Source organism: Mesorhizobium sp. M2A.F.Ca.ET.067.02.1.1 (assembly GCF_004023285.1).
Classification (GTDB): Bacteria; Pseudomonadota; Alphaproteobacteria; order Rhizobiales; family Rhizobiaceae; genus Mesorhizobium.
On the sequence record NZ_RZSB01000071.1, the window covers coordinates 1 to 13,759 of the forward strand.

General features: G+C 59.4%; 6 protein-coding genes and 4 pseudogenes. 9 read left to right on the plus strand and 1 reads right to left on the minus strand.

Annotated features, from left to right (window positions below; genetic code table 11):
- From EOA28_RS08635 to EOA28_RS08665, 7 genes and pseudogenes are all read left to right on the plus strand, one after another.
- Positions 1–495: response regulator transcription factor (locus EOA28_RS08635; protein ID WP_245501497.1), on the plus strand; the 495-nt coding region annotated here is incomplete at its 5' end.
- A 244-nt stretch (positions 496–739) separates the two neighbouring features.
- A pseudogene (locus tag EOA28_RS08640) lies at positions 740–1,172 on the plus strand (helix-turn-helix domain-containing protein); the annotation flags it as partial.
- Positions 1,173–1,791: 619 nt separating this feature from the next.
- Positions 1,792–2,451, plus strand: a complete 660-nt coding sequence (locus EOA28_RS08645) for a response regulator transcription factor (protein WP_024505389.1) — start codon at positions 1,792–1,794, stop codon at positions 2,449–2,451.
- Between the two features lie 14 nt (positions 2,452–2,465).
- Entirely contained in the window at positions 2,466–3,776 is a 1,311-nt protein-coding gene (locus EOA28_RS08650) for a HAMP domain-containing sensor histidine kinase (RefSeq protein WP_210214929.1), read from the plus strand.
- A 1,933-nt stretch (positions 3,777–5,709) separates the two neighbouring features.
- Positions 5,710–7,014 (plus strand): annotated as a pseudogene (locus EOA28_RS08655) (pitrilysin family protein); the annotation flags it as partial.
- 549 nt (positions 7,015–7,563) lie between these two features.
- Positions 7,564–8,289 (plus strand): annotated as a pseudogene (locus EOA28_RS41120) (pitrilysin family protein); the annotation flags it as partial.
- A 412-nt stretch (positions 8,290–8,701) separates the two neighbouring features.
- The gene (locus EOA28_RS08665) at positions 8,702–10,177 is read left to right on the plus strand and encodes an NAD-dependent succinate-semialdehyde dehydrogenase (protein ID WP_128314813.1); all 1,476 of its coding nucleotides are present in this window, start codon (positions 8,702–8,704) and stop codon (positions 10,175–10,177) included.
- Positions 10,178–10,963: 786 nt separating this feature from the next.
- Here the strand turns inward: EOA28_RS08665 and EOA28_RS08670 are convergent.
- On the minus strand, positions 10,964–11,479 hold the full coding sequence (locus tag EOA28_RS08670) for a DUF2285 domain-containing protein (protein ID WP_224570032.1): 516 nt from the start codon (positions 11,477–11,479) through the stop codon (positions 10,964–10,966).
- Positions 11,480–12,416: 937 nt separating this feature from the next.
- Between EOA28_RS08670 and EOA28_RS08675 the strand changes: the two are divergent.
- Both EOA28_RS08675 and EOA28_RS40880 read left to right on the plus strand, forming a co-directional pair.
- A pseudogene (locus tag EOA28_RS08675) lies at positions 12,417–12,727 on the plus strand (IS256 family transposase); the annotation flags it as partial.
- Positions 12,728–13,607: 880 nt separating this feature from the next.
- Complete coding sequence (locus tag EOA28_RS40880; RefSeq protein ID WP_135907184.1) at positions 13,608–13,736, plus strand: hypothetical protein; 129 nt, start codon at positions 13,608–13,610, stop codon at positions 13,734–13,736.
- The last annotated feature ends 23 nt before the right edge of the window (positions 13,737–13,759 follow it).

Genomic DNA, 13,759 nt, shown 5'->3' on the forward strand with positions numbered 1-13,759 from the left:
GATGGGAGCCTTGCCCTCATACCGGAGCTCGGCAGCATGATGCGAATACTGCTCACTGAAGACGATAAGGACCTTGGAAGTGCTATGCACGATCATTTGGTGGCTGGTGGCCACGCGGTCGACTGGGCCAAGAACCTGTCCGAAGCGCGCGATTATGCAGCTGTGGTCGGCTACGACCTTATTTTGCTCGACGTTCACCTGCCGGACGGCAATGGGATCGACTATCTGCGGGAGCTGATCAAGGAACTTGAATCGGCACCGGTCATCATTCTGACAGCCTGCGATCGGATTTCGCATCGCATCGAGGGCTTCAACGCTGGAGCCGACGACTATTTGGTCAAGCCGTTCGATCTGGGGGAACTCTCAGCGCGTATCCATGCAGTGGCACGTCGCCATGGGCATTTTCCGGAGCCGCAATTTTCGGTTGGGACGCTTTCCATACAGGCAGCCGAGCGACGCCTCTTCCGCGACGGGCAGGAGGTCTACCTGACTTGACGCGGATGGGCGGTGCTCGACTACCGTCTGCCCCAGCCCTGCACGGTCGTTTCAAAAGGGAAGATCGTGGACGCGCTTTTCGGCAGACGGCGCTGATTCATACTCTAAAAGAAAATTCGGCTTCCAGTTGCCTTGGCCATGACTGCCCTTCCCGAAAGATGGGTGACAGTTCATTCCGGATAGATGGGTTACACTTTCGGCCCTTTGCAAGGAGAGCAAGGTGCCTTGGAAGGAGTGTAACGTCATGGAAGAGCGGCTGAAGTTCGTCGCCCGGCTGCTGGACGGCGAGAAGATGGCGGTGCTTTGCCGGGAGTTCGATATCTCGCGCAAGACCGGCTACAAGATCCTCACGCGCTACAACGACAGCGGCCTGGAGGGGCTGACGGACCGATCGCGGCGGCCCTATCGCCACGCCAATCAGCTTCCGTTTCAAATCGAGAAGCTGATTGTGCGCCTCAAGCAAGACAAGCCGACATGGGGTGCGCCGAAGATACGCGAGCGGCTGGCCCGGCTGTATCCGGATGTGCACCGGCCCGCGATCTCGACCGTGCATGCCGTGCTCGACCGCCGGCATGGTCGAGCGCCGCAAGCGCAGGCGCAACAGGGCGACGGGGACACCACTTTCAAACGGCTGTCGCCCTAACGATCTTTGGTGTGCCGACTACAAGGGCGAGTTCGGCAGAGAACACGGCCGGGACAGGGGATCACAAACACTTGACCGTTCCAGACCCTGGCAGTGGCGCATCGATTGACCGTTGGCTCTGTTCGTGGGCACCGAAAATAGGGCCTTCTTGGTCCTCGGCAGAGAATATGGCCCGGACGGGGGATAACAAACACTTGACCGTTCCAGACTCTGGCAGTGGCGCATCGATTGACCGTCGACTCTGTTCGCGAGCGCCGAAAATACGGACGACCCCTATGGTCAAAGTGCACTTCTGACCTGCTAGGCACTGTTCGATAACTGGAGGCACCCGCTACGGTGCCCTCGTATTTAAGACACCTGTCAGTTTCAAGCCTGGACATTGACGCGTGGCGCGGCTGCCATTCGTTGACCGCCACGTCGAATTGCCCGCCAACCAGTGTACAGCCGCCGGTGGTCACATTGAGCAAAAGTGCCGAGATCAGGAGGGGTTTCATAAGGCCTCTTCGTTTGGCTTTGTTAACGACCCCTTTCTTGCAATTGTAGCTGACAGCAGCCTGAAAGCCCCCAGATATTCGCTGGCGCCGGTTCAGCCTACTGTCAGCTTCGATCAATAAGGCAGGAGCCTTGCCCTCATACCGGAGCTCGGCAGCCTGATGCGAATACTGCTCATTGAAGACGACGACGACCTTAGAAGTGCTGTGCACGATCATTTGGTGGCTGGTGGCCACGCGGTCGACTGGGCCGAGGGCCTGTCCGGAGCGCGCGGTCATGCAGCTGTGGCCGGCTACGACGTTATTTTGCTCGACGTTCACCTGCCGGACGGCAATGGCATCGACTATCTGCGGGAGCTGATCAAGGGGCTTGATACAACGCCGGTCATCATTCTGACAGCCCGCGATCGGATTTCGCACCGCATCGAGGGGCTCAACGCTGGCGCCGACGACTATTTGGTCAAGCCGTTCGATCTGGGGGAACTCTCGGCACGCATCCGTGCAGTGGCACGTCGCCAAGGGCATTTTCCGGAGCCGCAATTTTCGGTTGGGACGCTTTCCATACAGGCAGCCGAGCGACGCCTCTTCCGCGACGGGCAGGAGGTCCACCTGTCTGGACGCGAATGGGCGGTGCTCGACTGCCTTCTACGCCGGCCCGGTTCGGTCGTTTCAAAGGGGAGGATCGAGCACGCGCTTTATTCATTCAATTCGGAGTTCGAGAGCAACACAGTGGAGGTTTATGTCAGCCGGCTCCGCAAGAAGATCGGCGGGGATAGAATAGCAACCGTGCGTGGCTCCGGATACAGGCTCGTGGTCACATGACGAACTCGAACAGCATGACGAGAAAGCTGATATCGTGGTTAGGCGGGGCAACGCTCCTGGTTTGGATCGCCGCCCCAACCATTGCTGCGTTCATTTTTTGCAATAATGTAAACGAAAGTTCGGATGACTTGCTCCAGGCGAGCGCAGAGTACAGAGAACCAGAGCTGATCAAGGTCTTGAATGTAAAACACGTTGATCAATACAATAACCACTTGCCAACTTATAAAAAGTACTGGACCTATCGTGAGCAGGTTATTAATAAGTACGGGGTAGTGCTTATTTCCGAACCGGAAGAGGGTCAGCAGCCCTTCCCTGATGCTCCCCTGAGTAACGGCTTTTGGGGAAACGCTGATTACCGCGTCTACACAGAGGAGATCCAAGACGGCGTGTATCATCAGTTGGCCGAACCGCTTGATGGCCGCCGTACCACAATCGCGAAGGGCGCACTTTTTGTCTTCCTTCCGACACTCGTGCTCCTGCCCTTTAGCTTAGCTGTTTGGTGGATCGTGATCCGGCGCTCGCTGCGGCCAATCGAGGTACTGCGACAGCAGATCGGATCGCGCGACGGCGGCAATCTGTCACCAATGGACTTGGGCGATTTCCCGGCAGAGTTGGCTCCAATCGCGGCATCCGTCAATCGGCTTCTCGATCGTCTGCGGGCGGCTCTCGAGGCCGAACGCGAGTTCGCCGCAAACAGTGCGCATGAACTGCGCACGCCGATCGCAGGTTCAATCGCTCAGATGCAGAGATTAGTGGCCGAGCTTCCCAATGGGTCGGCCAAAATGCGTGCGCGCGGCATCGAGCAAGCGCTGTCGAGCCTTGGCCGCCTTGTCGAAAAAGTGCTTCAGCTCGCTCAAGCCGAATCGGGGGTTGGCATGGCGGATCACGCGATCGATCTTGTCCGATCGGTTCGGCTGGAAATCGACGACCTGAGGAAAAAGCCGCAATATGCCGGACGCCTGCATCTTAACGTCGACGGCTGCACCACTTTGATGCGCAAAGTGGATGTCGATGCGTTTGGGATCCTCCTTCGTAACCTGATCGAGAATGCGCTGATACATGGACTGCCCACTGTTCCGACAACAGTTTCCGTCCAAACTGATGGAACCATCGCTATTGCAAACGCCGGACCGGTGGTGCCCCTCCCCGACCTCGAAGGGCTTACAAAGCGATTTAGTCGTGGTGCTACTCCTGCTGCGGGCTCAGGCCTTGGTCTACATATCGCTAACATGGTTATCCAGCGGATCGGTGGCAGTCTAGAGCTTGCGTCGCCCGCCCGCGGTCGCAATGATGGTTTCGAGGCGATCATACGAATTCCTCAATGACACCGGTGAATTCGACGACAGTTGGACACAGGGCGGATTGCTGGCAAGGCTGCTGACAGGGCGAACTGTACGGCAGTATGTATACGGCGTAGAAATCGTACTTCACACAACGCATTTCGGCCGCGGCAATCAATGCCGCTATCATCGTCTGAGCAGTTCGATCGAAGCGACACGACATGATCGGCAAAATCGAAGGCTCCGCCTCACCGCTCGCTCGATTTCGCCCGGGGAGAAAAAAGGCCATCCGAGAAAGTGCAAGCCGCCGCGCAAAGGCGACGTGTCCAATTGTCTGGGTGCCCCTGTGCGCCGGCCCGATCGGGTTGGCGGGGTCCAGTAAGGACCCGGACCAACCATTCCATTTAGACGACCGGCAGGTTTTAATCGGCGTCCGGATCGCCGTCCCAAAATGCCCCAAGTATACGGCTAGAAAGGCTGCCAACGATCGAGCTTTGGTCGGAGGCGTGCTTGTCAGCGTCTTGGGTGCTTGACCGGCCTTTGCAATGGCCATCGCCATCGCAAGTATCGTGCGTGGCCAGTGAGACCGCAATTTCATCAGCCTGGAGCCGACCGTATCGGTGCTTTTTTATGATTTAGGGATTTTTCGTTTTCCTCTTGGATCATCACGGGTTTGGAGAGGATCTGGTGTTAAGTGCCATTCGGAGCGCCGGCGAACCGCCCGAAATTAATGTGGTCGAGTGATGAAGCCTCCCGAATGCGTTAAACGAGACCCTTTATGGCGGCCCTGGCTGACAACAGTCTGAAAGCTGCAAGCGGCATGCGAAAATGGGGCGATCCTGAATGACGACAGATGCTATCAACATGAAAGAGGCTCGCCCTGAAAGCTGAGCACGCTTTATGCTCAGGCTGCTGACAAGGCCAAAGCAGCGTAAGTGCGTAGTGAAATCCAAGGTCCACATGGGTCGTCGCGCGTCCCATGCGCCTGGGAAGGCGCCGGCCCGGCCAAGCTTTCCCAGCTCGTCCGCATGATGCTTCGCTGAGCGTCAATGGACGTTGGCGCGAGACCAAGGCGTCGTGCGTTGCAATCCGGACGGTCCAGGGTATCAGGAGTTTCACGGCCTCGGCCCGCTTGGCTGGCCACAGTTGAAGCTCCAACGTACCGGCTGGCACCGGGAAATTGGGCTCTGCGCTGCCTCAACGCTGATGGCACGGTCAATGCTTGCCTACCGATGGGGCCGCCCATGCCGTGATGCTGTCGGTCGACGTTCGCAAACCAGACCCTCGCGAGACCCAGCGAAGGGGCTCGCCGGTACGACGAGGGACCTTACCTCTTTATGCGCGGCATCATTAGCCTTACACGTCGTCCCTCGCGCTCGGGTCTTTGTGGGGCGGATGAAGTCCTGATCGCGGTGGCACTGCTGCATGTTTGCGTAAGACCCATCCAGTCACGATCGCGCTGTCCTTCGATGTCGCGGTGCTGATAGGCGGGCAGATCGGTGTGCGCGGCGCCCGCCAAAGGATCGTCGTCACGCCGGAGGAGGCGAGCGTCATAGCCGGCGCGCCGGCGAAAGGCGCTTTCTGTCGGATGCCCGACAATGTCGGATATCGCAAGTATCAAGGTTGGATCAAACCTTGCGAATCGGGGCTTTCTTACTTGGCACGGGGCATGCTCAGGTATCCGCAAACACCCAATGGATAACGAGCAGACTTCCCATGGCCTCACCATGCCGAAAGTTTCCCGGACGCATCCAAAGATGAGGCTCGCGTCAGGCCCAGCAACACGCTGACGGCTCATGTGGCTCGGCGTCGCGTGCCGATCCACTTTCTCCCAATAGGCGTTCGGGAGACATAGATCCTTCAAAATGAGGAACAGATCACTTTGCCAGGAACGCAGCCCATAACCCCACTCTCCCTACCAGAACTACCAAGCAAGCCCCGCACTCATGGGCTTCGCAGGACGTCCGTTGCGTCCGAGTTGGTCGGCGCGGGGCCGGCTCCGATCCCCGTCGCATGGGAGGACGGCAAGGCGAGGGATTTCGTGCTCGACAACGGCATGGAGGTGGTCGTCATTCCCAACCACCGGGCGCCGATCGTCACCCACATGGTGTGGTACAAGATCGGCAGCGCCGACGAGCCGCCGGGCAAATCCGGCATCGCCCATTTCTTCGAGCATCTGATGTTCAAGGCGACGACCAACCATGCGGGCGGCGAATTCGACCGCGCAGTGTTCGAGATCGGCGGCTCCAACAACGCCTTCACCTCCTCCGACTACACCGCCTTCTATCAGACAGTGGCGCCGTCGGCGCTCGAGCTGATGATGAGCTTCGAGGCCGACCGAATGCGAAACCTCATCCTGACCGACGATGTCGTCAAGACCGAGCGCGATGTGGTCATCGAGGAGCGCCGCTCAAGCACCGACACCAACCCGCAGGACGTTCTCCATGAGGAGATCGACGCGACGCTGTGGCAGAACCACCCCTATCGCATCCCGATCATCGGCTGGATGCAGGAGATCGAGCAGCTGAACCGCGTCGACGCCACCGTCTTCTATGAAAAGTACTACTGGCCCAACAACTCCGTGCTGATCGTGGCCGGCGATGTCGAACCGGACACGGTGCGGGCGCTGGCCGAAAAGACCTATGGCAAGGTGGCGCGCGGACCTGACCTGCCGCCGCGCATCCGGCCGGTTGAGCCCGAGCAGAACACCAGGCGCACCGTCACGCTCTCAGACGCCCGCGTCAGCGTGCCCAGTTTTTCGACGCAGTGGGTGGTGCCGTCCTACCACACCGCCAAGCCGGGCGAGGCCGAAGCGCTCGACCTGCTGGCCGAAATTCTCGGCGGCGGTAACCGCGGCCGGCTCTACCAGGCGCTCGCTGTCCAGCAAGGTATCGCTTCCAGCGCCCGCGTCTATTTCCAGGGCACTGTGCTCGACGACACCAAGTTCGCCATCTATGGCGCACCGCGCGGCGATGCCAAGCTGGCTGATCTCGAAGCGGCGGCCGCTGCCGAAGTTGCCCGCATTGCCGAGGATGGTGTCAGCAACGAGGAACTAGGCAAGGCCAAGGACCACTATTTGCTCAATATGATCTTTGCGGAAGACAACCTGGACTGGCTCGCCAGCATCTACGGCTCGACGCTGGCCACCGGCGGTACCGTGAAGGATGTCGAGGAACGGCCGAATCGCATCCGCAAGGTTACCCCCGAGCAAATCAAAGCAGTTGCCGCCCGCTATCTCGCGTTCGACCGTTCGACCACGGGCTATCTCTTGCCCAAGACGGAGAATCAAGAGATGACGCTCGGCGCTCGGCCCCATGCTGCGATGAACATCCAGGAGGTGAAGTCCGAAAAGGGCATCATCGCCTGGCTGGTGGAGGACCACACAGTGGAAATCGTCAACATCGGCTTTGCCTTCAAGGGCGGCACCAAGCAGGACCCGGTCGGGAAGGAGGGGATGGCCAAACTGATGGCCGGCCTGTTCATCGAAGGCGCTGGCCATTACGACAGCGGTGCCTTCCAGGTGAAGCTCGACCATGCCGGCGCCGAAATGAGTTTGGACGCGCAAAGCGACGACATCTACGGATCGATGTGCATGCTTTCCAAAAAGCAGGACGCGGCGTTCGGCCTGCTTCGGCTCGCGCTGAACGCGCCGCGCTTCGAGCAGGGGCCGATCGATCGCGTCCGCGCCGAGATTGTCTCCCGCATCGTCGGCAGCGAGCGAGACCCTAACGCCATCGCTCAGCGCAAATGGCTGCGCGCGATCTATGGCGCGCATCCTTGTTCAAGGCCGGGAGAAGGCACAAAAGAGAGCCTCCCCGGCATCACGCCGTCCGACCTCCGCGCCTTCCACCAGGCCATTTTCGCTCGCGACGGGCTCCATATTGCCGTGGTGGGTGACATTGACGCGAACACGTTGAGGGAAAGGCTTGACCAGCTGTTTGGTGATTTGCCTGAGCAACAAACCCTCGTCCCCGTCTACGATGTCGCGCCGAAACTCGGTCAACTGGTGGAGGAGAACTACGACCTGCCGCAGACTTCGCTGACGTTGGCCTGGCCTGGCGTGAAGCCTAGCGCGCCGGATTTCTACGCGGCCGTGCTGCTGAACGACATCCTTGGCGGCTCATACTTGACTTCCCGCCTTTACGAGGAGGTACGTCAAAAACGCGGCCTTGCCTATCACGTCAGCTCTGAACTAACCCTTGACTCGCTTCTGGTTACGACAGAGACACGCTCGGACTGCGCTGCCCAAACACTGAGCATCGTGCGAGATGTGGTAAAGCAGATGGCGCAGCAAGGACCGACCGGGGCCGAGCTCAAGGCGGCGAAGAAGCACCTGATCGGCGCCTATGCCATCGACCAACTGGGCTCGACCCGCTCGATTGCAGACCGGCTCCTGGATTTGCAGATTCACAAGGCCGACGTCGACTACAACCAGCGTCGCGCCCGCAGCATCGGTCGGGTGACGCTCAAACAGGTCAAGGCGGCGGCCAAAAAGCTGCTTTCGGCCGAGCCCGCCATTTTGGTGGTCGGCCCGCCGCTGGGCGGCAAGGATGAGTAAAGAAACTCATCACACCTTCCTTCTTCATCGGGGCTTCTCGTGGGAAGAGCGTTGGAGGCCCGTGGGCCAAGCAGATCATGCAGACGCGCGGAGTCGTTTTCGCCGACCTTGCGCGGCATTGGCGGTCCGGCGGCCTCTCGCCGAAATGGCGCTCCTCAGCATGTATGCCGCCTTTTTGCAGAATTCAGTCGCACGCCACCAGCAGGCATGGTGGATGAAGCAAACATCCGACTGCTTAATCCATCAATTGATGAACCGCGGGCACTCAAACTAACGAAACTGCTGTCTTTTCATCGGGCTAGCGTGGTCTACCAGCTGCTTTGCCGAGGCCCTACGACGAACCCACTGGTGCAGAATACACACTGACGGCCCGTCGACCTGGATGTTCGCTGCGTTGAGGAGGAATCCGGTATTGCCCCTGTGCCTGCCGATGATCCGTCGCCTGAAATCCCCGCACCTGTTTGGAGCCATCGACCGCCTGCCGGCACTCGGCAGACCAGTTGGCAATAAGACGTTCGAGGTCGTCAATCCGTCGACCGGCGAAGTTTTGGCAGAGCTTCCCGATATGGGCGTGGAGGAGACACGTGCTGCGGTAGACAAGGCCTATGTTGCGCAGTCGGGATGGGCCGCGTTGACGGCCCGAGAACGTAGCGACGTTCTTTGGCGATGGCATCAGCTGATCATCGACCATGCAGGCGATCTCGCCGCGATTCTGACTGCGGAAATGGGCAAGCCGCTTGCCGAAGCCATTTCAGAGGTATCGCATGCGGCGGCGTATCTGCAATGGTATGCCGAAGAGGCCAATCGCGTCTATGGGGAGACGATCTCGGCACCCTCGACAGACCGCCGAATGCTAGTGATCAAGCAGCCCATCGGCGTTGTTGGCACGATCACGCCATGGAATTTCCCGGCCTCCATGGTGGCGCGCAAAATCTCGCCGGCCTTGGCTGCGGGCTGCACAATCGTGCTCAAGCCCGCTGAACAGACGCCGCTTGTGGCTGGCGCAATGTTCGCCCTCGCCCATCAGGCCGGCTTTCCCGATGGCGTGGTCAACCTGATCTATGCGTCCGAAGGTGATCGCGTGGGCCGTGAACTCTGCACCAATTCCAAGATTCGAAAGATCAGCTTCACCGGTTCGACGGAGGTCGGACGGCTGCTGATGCGTCAGTGCTCTGACCAGATCAAGAAGGTCAGCCTTGAACTCGGCGGCAATGCACCTTTCATCATCTTCGATGATGCCGACATTGACGGTGCTGTTGACGGTGCGGTCCAGGCGAAGTTCCGCAATGCCGGCCAGACCTGCGTTTCCGCGAACCGCATTTACGTCCAATCGAGCGTTCACGATGAGTTCGTCAAGAAATTCGTGGAAAGAATCCGGCACTTGTCGGTTGGCGACGGATTCGATGCCGGAGTGGACATCGGACCGCTCATCGACAAGCATGCTCTGGCCAAGATCGAGTCTCACATCGCAGATGCCATTGCGAAAGGCGGCACAATACGATGCGGGGGCCAGCGTATCGGCAAGAATGGCACGTTTTTCGAACCCACGGTCCTCACCGAGATTTCCAGCGTCATGGCAGTCGCGCAAGAGGAGACATTCGGGCCGCTCGCGCCGATCATTCGCTTCAACGATGCGGATCAGGTCGTGCGCGAGGCCAATGACACGATCTACGGCCTCGCCGCATACTTCTATGCCTCAAGCCTGAAGCGGGTCTGGCGTGTGGCAGAGGCTCTGGAATATGGCATGGTTGGCATCAACACGGGACGCATGTCCTCGGAGGCGGCACCGTTTGGCGGGATCAAACAATCCGGCATCGGGCGGGAGGGTTCCCGTCATGGCCTCGAGGACTATCTGGAAATGAAATATCTTTGCATGGGCGGGATTTGAAACCTGCTGCACTGTCTCTCCGCCCCACCGGGGGGGCGGCCTGCGGTCAATGCCGCCACCTAATTGGAAGTTCCAAACGCCGTTGACCTGAAACACGGATGCCCGGCAGGAGACTGAGCTCGCTGCCGGGCCGGACATGCCTTGGGAGGGCATAAGTCAGCGCTCCTAGGGCCGATGGGCCACTCAGTTCGTGCGCCTTTTGCCCATTGCGTTGCATGTGCCGTGCCAAGCAAAAAAGCATTGATAAACCGCCGATGGATCAGCTTTTGCCCTGTTGCGCATTCTACATTGTGGGATATGCGACAATGCCCAAGCGGTTGAATCGTCGTGTTGCAGACCCCCAGACGGGTCATGACTGCTATTCTTAGGACAGTGCGCAGCAAGCCGCTACTCGCTGCACTCCAGGCACACCATTTCCATAATCAAGCGGTGGGTGCTATGTCTGACCGAGCTGTCGACCAGGGAACGGTGTGAGGCCTCAAATCCCTCCATATTGTTGCACCCGCCGGTCCAACAGGACTGCAGGTCCGGACTCAAAGGATCTTGGCTGCTATGGCGACATTGCGGTGCACGCCGCTTTCCGACCAATGATGTGCGTCCAGGTCGAGGCCGGCCCTAATGAACCACCGCCTTGGCACCCTCGCCCATCTCATTTCGGCATCGACAAGCTAGACCAGAGCGCACTTGCAAGGCGCCATGCAGTCCTGTCGGCGGGCGGACTGTTGGTGACGGGTACAGCTGCGAGCGAACGTTCATCCACCGACGCACAGCGCGGACTGTCGCTTTTCAAATTAGGAAATCTCTGTAGCCACCATTCATGAGCGCGCGGCCACGCGAGACGGCCCGACGGATGCGGTCGCGCAGATGATCGCGAGGATCCGCCCAGTCGGCATGGACGCGCCGTTGACCGATGAGAACTTCGGCGAGCTCGCGATGAGGTGCTCCGGCGAGCGAACCGTCGAGCGCACGAAGAACGAAGGACAAACGAACGCCGCGCTTTTCCGGCGCAAACAAGCGGGGGGGCAACTGTTGCCCTAGACTGAGAGCATTGAGGCACTCCAGTCCCCTCAGTCGATGCTTTAAAAGCACCGCGGGCCAGATGGCTTGCGTATGCAGGCAAACAGGGTGGAGGATATTCGCGCCCGAGACGGCGAGCTGCAGCGCGTGGTCCGCATTGCGAAGAAGAACATGCTGGCTCTTGTCGGGCGCCAGCAGGACGATTGCACGACAGGGCAATGCCGAGAGTTCGAACGGCGGTGTCGGCGACGAGGCAGGCAACCGTTCCGCAATGACCGGCAGCACATGGACGCACCAGAGCGGACACCAGAATACGACCGAAGCGCGGCCACAAGACTCCGCGAAACAGAACACCCCAGCGTGACAGGTCGCCGGCCGACGCGACCATATCGAGAAAGGATTGGAGAGACCAAGTCTTGCAATGCTGGCGCGCAGCGGTCAGATCGCGCTGGAACGCTGGATTGCGGCGTAAGAACTCCCAAGCCCACTCCCGCAGCGTCAGGCCAGCGGTGTAGTCGTATGATCTTTCATCCCGCCAATCGGCCTGATCCGCGCCAGTCAGGAGATTCATGACTGACATCCCCTGCCCGCGCCTGCGTGAGTCGAAACATTATGCCACTTCGCAAAGCATCGGCGAAGGCAGCAGACGTCGAAGACCCCGTTTCGTTGAAGCGTCAGCCATCGCCACTGTCGGCGACAGAAGATGTGCCCAAATTGCCACCAGACCGTCGAACTGGCACAGCGACGGCCAGCGCGACCTGGAATTGATCCCGTAACGGTCATCGGCTCCTGCGTCGCGATCCAGACGTCCCTTGAAGGCGCAGTAGCGCGGCAGTGGATCGCACGCTGCTTGTCGGCAAGTTGTCGTAGCGGCGGCGCCATAGGCACGGTCATCGGAGGGTCTCCTGCGGCAAGTTTTCGCCATTGGAGGCCAATCTCCCCGCTAGGGCAGCCTGTGCAGTTGCACAGGTGAAGCGGATCAATCAGGGGGAGCCATGGCGGAAACTGGATGATGGCGGCTTGAGGAGAGCGGCGTATCGAGGCGGGTGATGAAGCCTGCCAGTACCTCTCAAGGAGAGTGATACGCCATGAACGAGACTATCAACACATTGTTCGCCTTCGTCAGCCCGACGAAATCGATGATACCCTGACGGATGTACTTCGCAGCGGCGCGCGCAAATTGCTTGCACATGCGATCGAGATGGAGGCCGAGGCGTATGCCAAGGCGGTCGACTGCCTGACGAAAGATCATATTGCGTCGCTGGCGCTCTACGATTTCCCCGCCCAACACTGGGATCATCTGCGAACGTCCAATCCCATCGAAAGCGTCTTTGCAACCGTTCGCTATCGCACGGTGCGTACCAAGGGCTCGCTATCCTCGAAAACCGCCCAGCTGATGGTCTTCAAGCTGTTGGCCGCGGCCAGGAAGTGGCGACGATTGAAAGGACAAAATCAGTTGCCGAAACTCATCGCAGGTGCCGGTTCCTGGACGGAATCCAGGTCATCGAAACGAAGCCGCAGAGCGCCGCTTGATCAGCCTCGTCACCCAAATTCCAGCATAGCTCCATCGGAACTGCCAGCCTTCCTTGCCGATCAGGCGCATATCAGCGCTGACGATACCGAGGACGGCGATGGCGGTCACCTCCAGGCCGCCGAGTAACGACCCTCAAAACACCGCACTGGTCGAGGCCAGCCTGAACCGGTATCTTGTGCCTGCCCTCGGGAGTCGCTCTATCCACCATGTGATCGACACCGACATTGCTAACATCACCAAGAAGATCGTCGCCGGGGGTCACCCGCAAGCGGCTAACACGGCCTTCTGGTGTATGCGGGCATTTTTCAACTGGTGTCGCAAACCGCCGCAACGGCTCATCCGCGGTTTCCCCGCGAGGGATTGGAAAATCCGGATCCGGCCCCGATCGTCAAGCGCAAGCGAGTGGTGAACGATGCCGAACTGGCGGCTATATGAACGGGCTGTGAGCCCGAACCGGGCGATATCGGCTATTCGTTCGGCTCCATCGTCAAACTGCTCATTCTGACCGGACAGAGGCGTACGGAAGTTGCCGCGATGCGTTGGTCCTCAACCTTGAAGCCGGAACATGGAACTATCGGGTGACCGCACGAAGAACGAAGAGCCTACGCTTATTCCGCTGTCCACACTGGCGGTGTCGGTCCCCCAGACGGTACCGAAGACCAATGACACGTTTTTTTCCCTGCGAGGGGCAACGAAAGAAGCCACTTCTCAGGCTACGCGAAGGGCAAGAAGGCTCTAGACGGCAAGGTCAATACTGACGGGGTGGCTTTGGAGAACTGGACCCTTCACGATCTGCGCAGGACGCTCGCGACAAATCTCGGCAGGCGGCAGGTATTGCCACACGTCATCGAGCACATACTGAATCACAAGGCGGCGTCCTTGACAGACATTGGCGAAATCTACAATCTCTATAGCAACGTCAAGGAGAAGCGCGAGGTGTTGCAGATGTGGTCAAATCACATCGAATGGCTGATCAAGCAGGCTGCGGATGACGCTCTGGCGGCGTAGCTGCTGGCATGGGCGGAAGATGC

Bases quoted from the DNA above. Each gene is read 5' to 3' on its own strand.
- EOA28_RS08645 (WP_024505389.1), top strand. From the start codon at position 1,792: ATGCGAATACTGCTCATTGAAGACGACGACGACCTTAGAAGTGCTGTG.
- EOA28_RS08650 (WP_210214929.1), top strand. From the start codon at position 2,466: ATGACGAGAAAGCTGATATCGTGGTTAGGCGGGGCAACGCTCCTGGTT.